This window comes from Bacillus sp. ES1-5 (assembly GCF_022487605.1).
Taxonomy (GTDB): Bacteria; Bacillota; Bacilli; order Bacillales; family Bacillaceae_G; genus Bacillus_A; species Bacillus_A wiedmannii.
The window spans coordinates 456908-471327 of sequence record NZ_JAKVPU010000005.1 but is presented as its reverse complement, the minus strand read 5'-3'; the positions used below and the strand labels follow the sequence as shown (position 1 = coordinate 471327).

The 14420-nt window shown below is 37.4% G+C and carries 15 protein-coding genes; 6 read left to right on the top strand and 9 right to left on the bottom strand.

Annotated features, from left to right (window positions below; all coding sequences use genetic code 11):
- The first annotated feature begins 106 nt into the window (after nucleotides 1-106).
- Both MKO96_RS19290 and MKO96_RS19285 read left to right on the top strand, forming a co-directional pair.
- The gene (locus tag MKO96_RS19290; RefSeq protein WP_240588374.1) at nucleotides 107-820 is read left to right on the top strand and encodes a DNA alkylation repair protein; all 714 of its coding nucleotides are present in this window, start codon (nucleotides 107-109) and stop codon (nucleotides 818-820) included.
- Nucleotides 821-1164: 344 nt separating this feature from the next.
- Nucleotides 1165-2541, top strand: coding sequence for a glycine--tRNA ligase (locus MKO96_RS19285; protein WP_060488162.1), 1377 nt, complete (start codon nucleotides 1165-1167; stop codon nucleotides 2539-2541).
- A gap of 36 nt (nucleotides 2542-2577) precedes the next feature.
- On the opposite strand, the gene MKO96_RS19280 is transcribed toward MKO96_RS19285, so the two are convergent.
- Nucleotides 2578-2961, bottom strand: coding sequence for a hotdog fold thioesterase (locus MKO96_RS19280; RefSeq protein WP_000520763.1), 384 nt, complete (start codon nucleotides 2959-2961; stop codon nucleotides 2578-2580).
- A 94-nt stretch (nucleotides 2962-3055) separates the two neighbouring features.
- Here MKO96_RS19280 and MKO96_RS19275 point away from each other — a divergent pair, with 94 nt between their 5' ends.
- Nucleotides 3056-3799 (top strand): DUF3298 and DUF4163 domain-containing protein, encoded by a 744-nt coding sequence (locus tag MKO96_RS19275; RefSeq protein WP_098705165.1) that lies wholly within the window; start codon nucleotides 3056-3058, stop codon nucleotides 3797-3799.
- Between the two features lie 50 nt (nucleotides 3800-3849).
- Nucleotides 3850-4443: a biotin transporter BioY gene (locus MKO96_RS19270; protein WP_001252151.1), complete on the top strand. Its 594-nt coding sequence runs from the start codon at nucleotides 3850-3852 to the stop codon at nucleotides 4441-4443.
- 44 nt (nucleotides 4444-4487) lie between these two features.
- On the opposite strand, the gene galU is transcribed toward MKO96_RS19270, so the two are convergent.
- The gene (galU, locus tag MKO96_RS19265; RefSeq protein ID WP_000832650.1) at nucleotides 4488-5375 is read right to left on the bottom strand and encodes a UTP--glucose-1-phosphate uridylyltransferase GalU; all 888 of its coding nucleotides are present in this window, start codon (nucleotides 5373-5375) and stop codon (nucleotides 4488-4490) included.
- A gap of 108 nt (nucleotides 5376-5483) precedes the next feature.
- On the bottom strand, nucleotides 5484-7208 hold the full coding sequence (locus tag MKO96_RS19260; RefSeq protein ID WP_087986045.1) for a phospho-sugar mutase: 1725 nt from the start codon (nucleotides 7206-7208) through the stop codon (nucleotides 5484-5486).
- A gap of 143 nt (nucleotides 7209-7351) precedes the next feature.
- Here MKO96_RS19260 and cdaS point away from each other — a divergent pair, with 143 nt between their 5' ends.
- Complete coding sequence (cdaS, locus tag MKO96_RS19255) at nucleotides 7352-7957, top strand: sporulation-specific diadenylate cyclase CdaS (RefSeq protein ID WP_070169194.1); 606 nt, start codon at nucleotides 7352-7354, stop codon at nucleotides 7955-7957.
- A gap of 129 nt (nucleotides 7958-8086) precedes the next feature.
- Here cdaS and pepA read toward each other — a convergent pair whose 3' ends face one another.
- The 5 genes from pepA to MKO96_RS19230 all read right to left on the bottom strand — a co-directional run bounded on the left by pepA (nucleotide 8087) and on the right by MKO96_RS19230 (nucleotide 12583).
- A complete protein-coding gene (pepA, locus tag MKO96_RS19250) occupies nucleotides 8087-9571 on the bottom strand; it encodes a cytosol aminopeptidase (protein WP_240588373.1) in 1485 nt (494 codons plus the stop codon).
- Nucleotides 9572-9717: 146 nt separating this feature from the next.
- Nucleotides 9718-10344 (bottom strand): 3D domain-containing protein, encoded by a 627-nt coding sequence (locus MKO96_RS19245; RefSeq protein WP_240588372.1) that lies wholly within the window; start codon nucleotides 10342-10344, stop codon nucleotides 9718-9720.
- An 86-nt stretch (nucleotides 10345-10430) separates the two neighbouring features.
- Nucleotides 10431-10748: a YuiB family protein gene (locus MKO96_RS19240; RefSeq protein ID WP_087982796.1), complete on the bottom strand. Its 318-nt coding sequence runs from the start codon at nucleotides 10746-10748 to the stop codon at nucleotides 10431-10433.
- A complete protein-coding gene (locus tag MKO96_RS19235) occupies nucleotides 10745-11251 on the bottom strand; it encodes an NUDIX hydrolase (RefSeq protein ID WP_048561638.1) in 507 nt (168 codons plus the stop codon). Before MKO96_RS19235 ends, MKO96_RS19240 begins: the two co-directional genes overlap by 4 nt.
- Before the next feature lie 123 nt (nucleotides 11252-11374).
- The gene (locus MKO96_RS19230; RefSeq protein ID WP_141525240.1) at nucleotides 11375-12583 is read right to left on the bottom strand and encodes an NAD(P)/FAD-dependent oxidoreductase; all 1209 of its coding nucleotides are present in this window, start codon (nucleotides 12581-12583) and stop codon (nucleotides 11375-11377) included.
- 462 nt (nucleotides 12584-13045) lie between these two features.
- On the opposite strand from MKO96_RS19230, the gene MKO96_RS19225 reads away from it, so the two are divergent.
- The gene (locus MKO96_RS19225) at nucleotides 13046-14035 is read left to right on the top strand and encodes an NAD(P)/FAD-dependent oxidoreductase (protein ID WP_140386928.1); all 990 of its coding nucleotides are present in this window, start codon (nucleotides 13046-13048) and stop codon (nucleotides 14033-14035) included.
- A 109-nt stretch (nucleotides 14036-14144) separates the two neighbouring features.
- Here the strand turns inward: MKO96_RS19225 and MKO96_RS19220 are convergent.
- Nucleotides 14145-14420: LPXTG cell wall anchor domain-containing protein (locus MKO96_RS19220; protein ID WP_240588371.1), on the bottom strand; the 276-nt coding region annotated here is incomplete at its 5' end.

Genomic DNA, 14420 nt, shown 5'->3' with positions numbered 1-14420 from the left:
TCTCTACTTTCAACATATTTCATTACTTTACAAGTTATGTTTTAAAATTTATCCAAACTCTCTGTATAATGGTATGAGAAAGGTAATAAGAAAGGAGAACGCACTTATGCATCCATTTGTACAAACATTACAAGAGCATTTCATAGCTCATAAAAACCTTGAAAAAGCGGAACCGATGGCACGTTATATGAAAAATCACTTCCCATTTCTCGGTATTCAAACACCTGAAAGAAGACAACTATTGAAAGACGTCATCCAAATACATACTCTCCCAGATCAAAAAGACTTTCAAATTATCATACGTGAGCTTTGGGATTTACCAGAACGTGAATTTCAAGCGGCCGCACTCGATATTATGCAAAAATATAAAAAGCATATAAACGAAACGCATATACCGTTTTTAGAAGAACTCATTGTAACAAAATCTTGGTGGGATTCTGTCGATAGCATCGTTCCTACATTTTTAGGTGGTATCTTTTTAAAACATCCGGAATTAATTTCTGCCTATATTCCAAAATGGATTGCATCAGATAACATATGGTTACAACGCGCCGCTATTTTATTCCAGCTAAAATATAAACAAAAGATGGATGAAGAACTTCTTTTCTGGATTATTGGACAACTACATTCTTCAAAAGAATTTTTCATTCAAAAAGCGATTGGCTGGGTCCTTCGCGAATATGCAAAAACAAAGCCCGATGTCGTTTGGGAATACGTACAAAATAACGAGCTTGCCTCGCTTAGTAAACGTGAAGCAATTAAGCATATTAAACAAAATTACGGAATAAATCACGAAAAAATAGGCGAGACTCTATCATAGATAGACGCGTTCCTCTATTGAGATTTAAAAAAGAACGTGTTAGAATATGTTCATTATTATTAATATAAGTAGCGATGACGGACTTATAAGTACTTGCACAAAAGCGATTCAGGGATAGTGAAAGCCTGAAGCCGCAAGGAAACGGCAGTCTCGAGCAATACGTGATAAAGTGGATGCACCTGTTGTGTATCAACTAGGGTGGAACCGCGGGCAAACGCTCGTCCCTAGGCAATTAAGCCTTGGGATGAGCGTTTTTTTATGTTTTCAAAGCATATACCGCTCGTTTCACTAGTATCTGAGCACGTCATCGCCAATACGTTAACTTTCAAAAGGAGGATTTTATTATGTATTCAATGGAACAAGTTGTAAACTTAGCAAAACATCGCGGTTTTGTTTTCCCTGGTTCTGAAATTTACGGTGGTCTTGCAAACACTTGGGATTACGGTCCACTTGGAATCGAATTAAAAAATAACGTTAAAAAAGCTTGGTGGAAAAAATTCATTCAAGAATCTCCACATAACGTTGGTTTAGACGCAGCTATTTTAATGAACCCAAAAACTTGGATCGCTTCTGGTCACGTTGGTAACTTCAACGATCCAATGATCGACTGTAAAAAATGTAAAGCGCGTCACCGTGCTGATAAATTAATTGAGGATGCATTAGATGCAAAAGGCATCGAAATGGTTGTTGATGGTCTTACTTTCGACCAAATGGCTGATTTAATGAAAGAACATGAAGTAAAATGCCCTGATTGTGGTAGCCAAGAATTCACTGAAATCCGTCAGTTCAACTTAATGTTCAAAACATTCCAAGGTGTTACAGAGTCTAGCACGAACGAAATCTTCCTTCGTCCTGAAACAGCACAAGGTATTTTCGTAAACTTCAAAAACGTACAACGCTCTATGCGTAAAAAGCTTCCATTTGGTATCGGCCAAATCGGTAAGAGCTTCCGTAACGAAATCACGCCTGGTAACTTCACATTCCGTACACGTGAATTCGAACAAATGGAACTTGAATTCTTCTGTAAGCCTGGTGAAGATTTAGAGTGGTTCGCATTCTGGCGTGAAACTTGTAAGAACTGGTTACTTTCACTTGGTATGACTGAAGAAAGCATGCGTCTTCGTGACCACGGTGAAGAGGAATTATCTCACTACAGTAACGCAACAACTGATATTGAATTCCGATTCCCATTCGGTTGGGGCGAACTATGGGGCGTAGCATCTCGTACAGACTTCGATTTAAAACGTCACATGGAACACTCTAATGAAGACTTTAACTATATCGATCCACAAACGAATGAGCGTTACGTACCGTACTGCATCGAGCCATCTTTAGGCGCTGATCGCGTAACATTAGCATTCTTATGTGATGCATATGAAGAAGAGCAATTAGAAAACGATTCTCGTACAGTTCTTCGTTTCCACCCTGCTTTAGCACCATACAAAGCAGCTATCTTACCATTATCTAAAAAGCTATCTGAAGGTGCTACTGAAGTATTCGCAGAACTAGCTAAAGACTTCATGGTAGACTTTGACGAAACTGGTTCTATCGGTAAACGTTACCGTCGTCAAGACGAAATCGGTACACCATTCTGTATCACTTACGACTTCGACTCAGTTGAAGACAAAGCTGTTACAGTACGTGACCGTGACACAATGGAACAAGTTCGTATGCCAATTAGCGAACTAAAAGGTTTCTTAGAGAAGAAAATCCAGTTTTAATTATAAAAAAGAGGCGCTCTATTGAGCCGCCTCTTTTTACTTTTCACGCTTTTCTTTAATTGCTACTGTACATCTTGATATACATAGTAAATCATCATTCTCATCAATAATACGTACATCCCAAACCATCGTTGAATGTCCTCTATGTATCGGTGTTCCAATCGCTGTTACAATTCCATCTTTCTTTGAGCGAATGTGATTTGCATTAATTTCTAGACCGAAACAGATGCATTTCTCTTGATCAATTAAATTGTATGAACCGACACTTGCTACTGTTTCTGCTAATGCAAGAGATGCACCACCGTGTAAAAAACCAAACGGCTGATGCGTACGCTCATCAACAGGCATCGTAGCAACCACCTTATCTTCTGTCATCTCTAACAACTCAATTCCAAGTGAATCCATTAAAGTTTTTCCCATATCGTTTCCTCCTTCTTTACTTTAATCGAATGTATAATTTTACCTATTTATTTTCAAACTACTTATAACACTTATATAAGGAGGTTTCACCTAAATGAAACAGAAATTTTGTATATTACTGCTTATGTTCTCCTTGCTGACTATTGTACCAAATTGTGCACTAGCAGCCAAAGCATCCAACCTGACAATCGATGTTCAGACTGTAACACAAAAAGGTAAGAAACCTTATATAGAATATCAAATTAACAGACCTTCGTTTCACAATTTTTCCGATTCTAAATTTCAAAATAAGCTCAATTTCTATTACAAAAAATCTACTGACAAATTTAAAACAAAATTAGAAAAAGACGCAAAAAAATATTATAAAGAAACAGAAGGATCTAGTACACCTTTTCATCCGTACGTGGCGAATGTTGATTATAAAGTCTCCTTAAATAAACCACCGTTGCTCAGCCTATATGTGAATTACTATCAATATACAGGCGGAGCGCACGGCCTTTATACGTGGAAGGCAAACACATTTGATTTAAAAGAAAAAAAGTTACTACACTTAGACGATCTATTTCAACAAGAAGATAAATATAAAGAAGTAATCCGCGCTGAGATTGTAAGACAAATTAAACAAAATGAAGGCATTTATTTTCCTGATGCAACTGAAAAAGTAATGAGTACGAAAAAGTTTCACTTCTTTTTAGAACCGGACAATCTCGTCATTTATTTCCCTTTATATGAGATCGCTCCTTATTCAAGCGGAATTCCTCAATTTCGTATTCCGTATACGTTGCTAAGAGAGTATTTGAAGCCTTCTTATCAAAATATTTTGATTGACAACAAGTAAATATTTTCGCTACGATAATGTTAACCTAAAAACAACAGGAGGTTAACATTATGAGAAGATTTCATGTTTTAGATTTAGCATTAGCTGCCATGTTCGTCGCTCTTATGGCCATTGGTGCAAATATTGTATCTTGGGCACCATTCCTGCAAGTAGCGGGCATCCCATTATCTATGCAACCATTTTTCGCAATTTTAGCAGGGCTTCTTCTTGGAAGTAGACTTGGTGCATTATCAATGACTGTGTATATGCTCGTTGGCTTAGCTGGTGCACCAATTTTCGCTAACTTCAAAGCTGGATTCGGGGCACTTTTAGATCCTACTGGTGGTTTTATTATTGCATTTATTATCGTTGCTTACGTATCAGGAAAACTAGTAGAACAAAAAGAACGACCAACATTCAGTACATTTGCAATTGCCTCCTTCACAGGAATCATTTTAACGTATATTATCGGTACTACTTATATGTACGGGGCAGTCAATTTCTTCATGGGTGGTAATATGAGTTATAAAGCTGCTTGGATGATTATGATGTGGTTCGCAGTAAAAGATATTGCATTTACAATTATTGGTGCTATTATCGCACCTCGTATATACTATGCTGTACGTCGTTCCGCTTATCAGCATTCTCATTCGACGATTTCATAATAAAAAGAGTTATTTCAGTACACTGAAATAACTCCTTTTTTATATTAAGACTGTTGCTTCGTGTGTTCTTCTAAAATTTTCTGCATCATTGGAACCATTTCATCACGTAATTCTGGGTGTTGCAGGGCCATTTCGATTGTCGTTTGAACGAATCCTAACTTTTCACCTACGTCGTAGCGCTTTCCTTCGAAATCGTAAGCAAATACACGTTGAATTTCGTTTAAGTTTTGGATTGCATCTGTTAACTGAATTTCACCACCAGCACCAACATGTTGCTGTTCTAAGAACATGAAGATTTCAGGTGTTAAAACGTAACGTCCCATAATTGCTAAGTTTGAAGGTGCTGTACCTGCTGCTGGTTTCTCAACGAAATTGCGAACTTGATAACGACGTCCTTCCTGCTCTAATGGGTCGATAATTCCATAACGGTGTGTTTCATCTTCTGGAACCGTTTGTACACCAATAACAGAAGAAAGCGTTTTATCATATTCTTCAATTAATTGACGTAAACATGGTTTTTCAGCTTGAACGATATCATCACCTAATAAAACAGCGAATGGCTCATCACCGATGAATTTACGCGCACACCAAACTGCATGCCCTAATCCTTTTGGTTCTTTTTGACGGATATAATGAATATCTACCATTTTTGAAGAAGCCTGTACTTTTTCAAGTAACTCATACTTTTTCTTTTCTAATAAGTTTTGCTCTAACTCAAATGCATTATCAAAATGATCTTCAATAGAGCGCTTCGTTTTACCAGTAACGATAATAATATCTTCAATTCCTGATTTTATTGCTTCTTCTACAATGTATTGAATAGTTGGTTTATCTACTATCGGTAACATTTCTTTTGGCATTGCTTTTGTAGCTGGTAAAAAACGTGTTCCTAATCCAGCTGCTGGGATTATCGCTTTTCTTACTCTTTTCATCACAAAATACCCTCTCTTCTGTCAGAATCAATAACGATCATTTCCTTACATAGAACAAAAGGGAGGTTTCACTCCCTTTTGTTCCTTACTACTTAAAATTACTTTATATTATAAACGATTCATAATATCTTCTTTAATAGTAAGTAACTTTTGTTCACTATTTTGTAAAGAATTATCTTGAACACCGAAGTAGAACTTAATCTTCGGTTCAGTTCCAGATGGGCGTAGGCAGAACCAAGAACCATCTTCTAATTGATATTTTAACACATTTGATTTCGGTAAGTGAATCTCTTCTTTATGTCCATCTTGTAAAGATGTAACGATGCTCGCTTTATAGTCTTCAACAGCTACAACTGTTAAGCCCGCTACTTCTTTCGGAGGATTTTCACGGAATGTTGCCATCATTTCTTGAATTTGTTCCGCTCCATCTTTTCCTTTTAACGTTAGCGATACAAGATCTTCACGGAAGAAACCGTACTTCTCAAATACTTCTAATAAACCATCGTATAACGTTTTACCTTGTGATTTGTAGTATGCAGCTACTTCACATGCAAATAGAACAGATTGTACTGCATCTTTATCACGACAGAATGGACGAATTAAATAACCATAGCTTTCCTCATAACCGAATTGGAATTCGTATTGTCCGCTTTCTTCATACTGTTTAATTTTCTCACCGATAAATTTAAATCCAGTTAACGTATCAACTGTATCTAAACCGTATGCTTTTGCGATTGTACGGCCAATTTCAGACGTTACGATTGTTTTTAATACAACACCGTTCTCTGGAAGCGTTCCGTTTTCTTTCTTTTGAGATAATAAGTAATCAAGCATTAATGCACCTGTTTGGTTACCAGTTAATACTTGGAACTCACCATCGTGATTACGAACTGCAACACCTAGGCGGTCTGCGTCAGGATCCGTTGCGATTAACACATCTGCGCCTACCTTCTCACCGTCACGAATTGCATACTCAAACGCTGCATGCTCTTCTGGGTTCGGTGATTTTACTGTAGAGAAGTTCGGATCTGGTAACTCTTGCTCTTTTACAACTGTTACATCTGTAAATCCAACTTCTTCTAAACCACGGCGCACAGAAATATTTGATGTTCCATGTAATGGTGTAAAGACGATTTTTAAGTCTTTTCCAACATTTTGTACCATTTCTTTATTAATGATGACATTGTTCAATTCTGTTGCATATGCATCATCTACTTCTTGTCCAACAATATGTAATAAACCGTCAGCTTTTAATTGCTCCACATTAGCAACCTCAACTGTTAACTCATCCTCTACTGCATTTACATAGCTAATTAACTCATCAGCTTCTTTTGGAGGCAACTGCCCACCATCTTCACCATATACTTTATAACCGTTATATTCCGGCGGATTATGGCTTGCCGTAAGAACAATTCCACTTACTGTATGTAAATGACGAACTGCGAAAGAAAGCACTGGCGTTGGACGTAAGCTTTCAAACACATATGTTGTGATACCGTGTGCACCAAGTGTAGCAGCTACTTCCATTGCAAATTCAGGTGATTTATGACGAGAATCGTACGCTACAACAACACCGCGTTTTTTCGCTTCTTCACCTAATTTTTCAATAAACTTCGCTAATCCTTGTGTTGCTTTACGAACTGTATATACGTTCAAACGGTTCGTACCAGCACCAAGTTCACCACGCATACCACCTGTGCCGAATTCTAGATTTTTATAAAAGCTGTCCTCAATTTTCTTCTCATCTTGCTTCATGTTTTCTAACTGTTCTTTTAGTTCTGCGTCTAACTCTGCATATGAAAGCCAGCGACTAAATTCTTGTTTCCAGTTCATATTTCTATCTCCTCTCGCTTGTCATACCTTTATTATATGAAAAAAACAACCTGTATCTCAATATTTTTTACAATCTAACAGGATTTTACTAGGAATATTTGTATACACTATGGTTAAATACTCCACTAAAGGGAATGAGGATTATGCAAGAATGGGGCTTGTCAGAAGAGCTCAAAATACAAACAAAGCAAATGATTGAAATTGCTGAGAAAGAATTATCAATTATGAGACAAGCAATTGATAAAGAAGATGAATGTATTTTGTGCAAAATGGAAGATATTCATCATATGTTAGCAAACGTACAAACATTGGCAGCTACATACTATATTCAAGCGTATTTATCACCTTATACTGAAAGCTCACATTCTATTACAGCAACTGTCCAACATTTAAGCGCCCGAAAACACGGTGCTCTTATTGTTGTGGAAAGAAACGAGCCGCTTGACTCTCTCATTCAAACTGGAACAACATTACATGCTCATTTAACCTCACCGTTACTTGAATCCATTTTCTATCCAGGTAACCCTCTTCATGACGGAGCCGTTCTCGTTAAAAATGATCATATTGTTTCAGCTGCCAATATTCTTCCGTTAACGAAAAGCACAGAAGTTGATCCTGAACTAGGAACACGTCACAGAGCTGCGATTGGCTTATCAGAAAAAAGCGATGCACTTATTTTAGTTGTCTCTGAAGAAACAGGTCGCACTTCATTCGCTTTAAATGGAACGTTATATACGATTTCTTTATAGCATCCATCTTTTCCTATAGAACAGTACAATAGGAAATGAAATTATATCGACTTAACGAAAAAAAATGACAATAATCCTACCAATAAAAAAGGCTGTTCCAAAGTATTGGAACAGCCTTCTCTTATAATTTTACTCTTCTCCGAAACGTTCAACAAGTGTTGCAAGTGTACGTACCATTGCACCTGTTGCTCCAGCTGGTCCTAAATCATGCGCTCCTGACGTTTCAGATGTTCCAGCGATGTCTAAGTGTACCCACGGTGTATCTTCAGCAAATTCACCTAAGAATGTACCTGCCATAACCGCATGTCCTTCGCGGCCTGGTGAGTTATTTAAATCGGCAAACTTACTGTTTCGAACGCGTTCTTTATCACGATCAAAAATCGGTAATTGCCAAATTGATTCATCTGTTTCCATAGACGCCTCTAGCACTTGCTCAAACAACGCTTCATTGTTTGTCATTGCGCCTGTCGTCTGATTTCCAAGTGCAACAATTACACCACCTGTTAATGTCGCAACATCAATAAGATAGTTTGCACCTAGTTTTTTCGCATACGTAATACCGTCAGCTAACGCTAGGCGACCTTCTGCATCTGTATTTAATACTTCAATTGTTTTTCCGCTCATAGATGTGATTACATCGTCTGGCTTAAATGCTGTACCACTTACAACGTTATCAGTTGATGGAATAACAGCGATCACATTTTGCTCTGGGCGAAGTTCACCGATAATTTCCATTGCACCTAATACAGCAGCAGCACCACCCATATCACCTTTCATACCGACCATGCCTTCACGTGGTTTTAACGAATAACCACCTGTATCGTATGTAATTCCTTTTCCAACGAATCCAATTACATCTGTCCACTCTTCTTTTCCTTTATAAATAAGAGCGATCATTTTTGGTGGCTCAGTAGATCCTTGGTTTACTGCAAGTAACGCACCCATACCAAGCTCTTCCATCTCTTCTTTCTCAAGAACTTTATAATCCATATCATACTTTTCCGCTAACTCAACAGCATACTCAGCAAGCGTTGTTGCCGTTAATACGTTTGGCGGCATATTTACAAGTGTACGAGCTGAATTTGTTGCACGTCCATGTACGTAGCCAACTGTTAATGCGGCTTCAATTTCTTGCGCATCTTCCGCTGTAATAGCCGTGAACTTCTCTAGCTCCACACGATCCTTTTTATCTGATTTATATGTTTGTAACTCATATGTACCAAGACCTTGTACTTCTGCTGCAATGTGAGCTACATCAATCGGATCTAATTTCTCTGTTACGAAAGAATCAAGTAAGATTGCTGCATCTTGTACTTTTGCTGCTTGTAACGTTTTAAACGCCTTACCAAGAGCAGCACGCAACGTTTCTGTCGTGTAAGACTCTTTCTTACCTAAACCAACGAAATAGTAACGTTTCACATTTGTTTTTCCTAAACTATGTACTTTTGAAATAGCTTTCTTCTTAGTAGAAAGTTCTTTCTCTTCTAATAAAACTTGTAGTTGTCCTTCAAACGCTTTGTCCAGTTCTTCTACAAAACTACTCGTTTTCTCTTCTTCAAATAAGGCAACAATTACCGCTTCATGGCTTGCTAATTCTTTTTGTACTTGAAACATGTTCAGACCCCCTAAATTTCTCTACTCTACCTTTATTATAACTTTATTTTCGATAAAATGCGACAATTCTAACTTCTGTTATATCCTACAGAATCCATATTTCTTCTATTTATAAAATAAAAAAGTCTAGCGTAATTCCCACTAGACTATCTTTGTTTTAAATATTGACCACGAAACACTTGCATCGTTTCGTCTTCATTTAACATCGTTAACTCTTCTTCTGTAAACTTACCATTTCCTATTTTCACTACGTATACATTTACCTTTTTCTTACCCCATTGGCTATAAACATCTTTCACCGTATCATAATATAGATCAAGACGGTTTCCTTTTATAGCACCGCCCTTATCAGCAACAACACCATACCCGTAATCTGGCACGAATAGAATCGTTCCGATCGGAAATACACGTAAGTCCGCAGCAATTGTGGAATATAAATCCCTTTTTGCCTTAACACCTGAATATGTAATACCATACTCCGGATGTCCCGGCCTCTTACCAGTTGACTCAATTCCCGACGTATAACCTGTTGCTGTCATTTCAATTGAACGATATTTAGACCAGTCGTTTGCCTGCTCTAAAGCATTTATCACTTCTTTACTCGGAGCAACATTTCTCTTAACTTCTGCTGCATGTACTTCTTTTGCACTCGTTCCCTCATATTTCTTTACACTCTCTAATAAAGAAACTCCTGTGAAAGCATTCCATGTTACGCATAATGCGGATACAAGTAAACAAGTCATCATAATGCGAATACAATATCGTTTTAACATTTTTATATTCCACACTCCTTCATCGTTAATCATTCCCTATACAATGAAGGAATATGCAAAAAAATAATCCCCAAATGAATTGGAGATTAAAACATTTGATATCCGCTTTTCCGAAGTTTCTTAATTATAATTCCGGCTAAGGCAGCACCTACTAATCCAGTAGATAGAATAAACACATCTGCCTGCCCTAAATGCGATACACTTGTCCCAAATGAAGAGAATGTTTCTTTCGGCTTTGAAAAATAATCCCACACACTCGCCTTATTAATAATAAGTATACAAACAATCGGATATACAATAACCATTACCCATGTCGCTCGCAATATCATGTTGAGTAAAAATCCAATTCCAAAAAACAAAATGAAAAATAACATCATTGAAATAAGTAGTACCGGTATACTCACTCTTTCTCCCTCTCCTTCGTCTGTGCCGTAAATACGTGATAGGCTGTATAACCAAATTGCTCTCCTGGATCTAATGTTTTGTTCATCTCAAGATGTAGTTCTGACCTTCCTTCAAACAAATATTTGATAAGTAAAGACGTATTTTGATCGTCTGCAATCGTATCTGGATGTAAAAATGCTACTTCAGACAATTCCTTCTCCTGTACAATAATGTTTTCTCCTTCAGGCTCCAAAAGGAAAATAATCATATTATCACTAATCTCATTGCGAATCACGCCCGATCGAACACCAATGATCCCCTTCACATGAGCGACGATACCTGTCTCTTCTAACACTTCACGTTTCACAGCTTCATCAACCGTCTCACCTTCATTTACAAAACCAGCCGGTAAAGACCATTTCCCCTTTAATCCACTGTATTTTTTCTTAACGAACAGCCACCTGCCATCTTTTGTAGCAACTAAACCACTAACAGCTAACCACACTTTCCCTCGCTTCTCCATGATGTAATACCCTCCTCTACTATAACGGACAGAATATTCTTTCTTTTTTATATATTATACTATATTTTTAAAATGAAAAAAGCAGAAACAGCTCTTACCCGTTTCTGCTTTTTCTACTATATATTAAAAGAACTTTAATTTACCTTTTTTAAGAACTAATAAAGGTCCACCTAATAAGAATAGGTAACGGTTATCGATAACTTTCTTCATGAAAGAAGCTTTCCAACCTGTTAACTTTTTGCCCATAACAACGCCCATTGCATCGTCATGACCTAAAGAACATACAGACCCTTTATTATCGAATGCGAATTTTTTCATTTCGCCCTTGCCACGAACTAACACAGTTAAGTTGTGTGCAATGTTGTAACCTTCTTGAATTGCGATTTGTGCTGTTGGTGGGTATGGACGGTTAATTTCTTCGTTAATGATTAACGCTGCGTCACCAACCATGAATACATCTTCGTATCCTGGAGCGTGCATGTACTCATCAACTTTTACACGTCCGCGCATTGCTTCAAAGCCAGACTCTTCTACAATACCGTTACCACGAACACCTGCAGCCCAAACTACTGTTTCAGACTTTAGTAATTCAGTATCATCACCGTTTGCAACGATAATACCTTCTTCAGTTGCTTCTTTAATTGCTGTACCGATGCGGAATTCTACGCCTTTTTTCTCAAGTTGTTTTACAGCGTATTCTACTAATGCTGGATCGAAACCTGGAAGTGCTGTTGGAGCAGCTTCTACACAGATAATACGTGCTTTTTCACGTGGTACATTGTACTGTTTGCAAAGTTCAGGAACACGGTTTGCAAGCTCACCTACGTACTCGATACCAGTAAATCCAGCACCACCAACAACGATTGTTACTAATTCATCGCGTTGTTCAGTTGCATATTTAGCGAAACTAGCTTCCATATGCTCACGAATTTGACGAGTTGCATTAATGTTAGCGATTGAGAATGCATGCTCTTTTAATCCTGTAATTCCAAACGTTTCTGATTCGAAACCAAGACCGATTACTAAGTAGTCATACTCTAACTCGCCGTCTTTTAAGATAATGCGTTTTTCAGCAGCTTTAATTTCTACTACTGTATCTTGTACAAAGTTCACTTTATTTGTATCAATAACGTCTTGAATATCTAGACAGATTTTTTCATCTTGTAATGTACCAGCTGCGCTCTCGTGTAACCAAGTCGCTTGGTAGTGATAGCTGTTGTTGTTTACTAACGTAATTTCAGCTTCATTTACAGATAATGCTTTTTGCAGACGAACAGTCGTAATCATCCCGCCATAACCTGCACCTAAAACTACGATTTTTGGAGTCTTCACCAAATCACAACCCTTTTCTTTATATAATAGTAATGAAAAATAATACCAAGTACTAAAAACTCTATTTGTCAAGAATGTGGAATTTATCACATTCTATATCATAACAAAACGCAGTCAAAAAATCGTACGAATTTTGTCATAGAAATTTAACATAATACTTCCCTATATTAGTCGGTTTTATTCCAGAATTCAAGCGTCTGGCGAATTATCAATATTTTAAAATAACATAGCGTTTTCAAGGGTTTTTCAACCTTTTTTTCATGTATTTTCCTTTCACCATATTTTATACAATTAAAAAAGCATCTATGCGAAAACTTACACACAATTCAGTCGTTTTCAGAAGTATTATGAACTCAAATATGCTATCATTTATTTGAAAGTGTCATCATTTGCAGGATTTTCGTGTACATATGAACAATATATGAAATCAATATCAAAATTCCATCTATAGGGGGAATGAAAGTGGCAGAAAATCAAAAAGTTTACGACATAACAATTATTGGTGGTGGTCCAACAGGACTGTTCACAGCATTTTATGGCGGCATGAGACAAGCAAGTGTAAAAATCATTGAAAGCTTACCTCAACTTGGAGGACAATTATCCGCACTCTACCCTGAAAAATACATTTATGATGTAGCTGGATTCCCGAAAGTGCGTGCACAAGAATTAGTTGATAACTTAAAAGAGCAAATGAAAAAATTCGACCCAACCGTTTGTTTAGAAGAAGCTGTTGATACACTTGAGAAACAAGCTGACGGTATATTTAAACTTGTTACAAATAAGCAAACTCACTATTCTAAATCAGTTATTATTACTGCTGGCAATGGTGCTTTCCAACCACGCCGCTTAGAATTAGAAGGTACAACAAAGTACGAAAAGAAAAACTTACATTATTTCGTTGACGATATGAATAAATTTGCTGGTAAGCGCGTCGTAGTATTTGGTGGCGGCGACTCAGCTGTTGATTGGACAATGATGTTAGAGCCAATTGCTGACAAAGTTACAATCGTTCATCGCCGTGATAAATTCCGTGCGCATGAACATAGCGTAGAAAGCTTAATGAATTCTCGTGCAGACGTAAGTACACCGTACGTTCCAGTAGAACTCATTGGTGATGACAAGATTGAACAAGTCGTTCTTCAACACGTAAAAACGGAAGAAAAAATTATCATCGATGTGGATGATGTAATTGTAAACTACGGCTTCGTTTCCTCTCTTGGTCCAATTAAAAATTGGGGCTTAGATATACAAAAAAACAGCATTCTCGTGAATTCGAAAATGGAAACGAATATTCCTGGCATTTACGCTGCTGGTGACATTTGTACATATGAAGGAAAAGTAAAACTCATTGCTTGCGGCTTTGGTGAAGCACCAACAGCAGTAAACAATGCAAAAGCTTACTTCGATCCAAATGCAAAACTTCAACCGATGCACAGCTCAAGTATGTTTTAATATACAAAAATAAAGCTCCTTCCACGTATGGAAGGAGCTTTTCTTTATATATCAAAAAACGAAAGTACAATGAATCCGATACATGATCGAACTCATTGTGCTTTTAGAATTACTGTTTTCTTCTTCTACCTAATATGAATAATACTCCGCCAACTAAGAATGAAATTCCCGCACCAACTGACATCATCCATGGAGATTCTGCCCCTGTTTTCGGTAATTCTCTTTCTATTTTTACGTGCGGCTCTTTAATTAATTTTTCCAGTCTTACTTCGGGTTCTTCCGGTTTCACTTCTGGTTTCTTCGGGTCTTCCGGTTTCACTTCTGGTTCTTTCGGATCCTCCGGTTTCACTTCTGGTTCTTTCGGATCCTCCGGTTTCACTTCTGG

Bases quoted from the DNA above. Each gene is read 5' to 3' on its own strand.
- MKO96_RS19290 (WP_240588374.1), top strand. From the start codon at position 107: ATGCATCCATTTGTACAAACATTACAAGAGCATTTCATAGCTCATAAA.
- MKO96_RS19285 (WP_060488162.1), top strand. From the start codon at position 1,165: ATGTATTCAATGGAACAAGTTGTAAACTTAGCAAAACATCGCGGTTTT.
- MKO96_RS19280 (WP_000520763.1), bottom strand. From the start codon at position 2,961: ATGGGAAAAACTTTAATGGATTCACTTGGAATTGAGTTGTTAGAGATG.
- MKO96_RS19275 (WP_098705165.1), top strand. From the start codon at position 3,056: ATGAAACAGAAATTTTGTATATTACTGCTTATGTTCTCCTTGCTGACT.
- MKO96_RS19270 (WP_001252151.1), top strand. From the start codon at position 3,850: ATGAGAAGATTTCATGTTTTAGATTTAGCATTAGCTGCCATGTTCGTC.
- galU (WP_000832650.1), bottom strand. From the start codon at position 5,375: ATGAAAAGAGTAAGAAAAGCGATAATCCCAGCAGCTGGATTAGGAACA.
- MKO96_RS19260 (WP_087986045.1), bottom strand. From the start codon at position 7,208: ATGAACTGGAAACAAGAATTTAGTCGCTGGCTTTCATATGCAGAGTTA.
- cdaS (WP_070169194.1), top strand. From the start codon at position 7,352: ATGCAAGAATGGGGCTTGTCAGAAGAGCTCAAAATACAAACAAAGCAA.
- pepA (WP_240588373.1), bottom strand. From the start codon at position 9,571: ATGTTTCAAGTACAAAAAGAATTAGCAAGCCATGAAGCGGTAATTGTT.
- MKO96_RS19245 (WP_240588372.1), bottom strand. From the start codon at position 10,344: ATGTTAAAACGATATTGTATTCGCATTATGATGACTTGTTTACTTGTA.
- MKO96_RS19235 (WP_048561638.1), bottom strand. From the start codon at position 11,251: ATGGAGAAGCGAGGGAAAGTGTGGTTAGCTGTTAGTGGTTTAGTTGCT.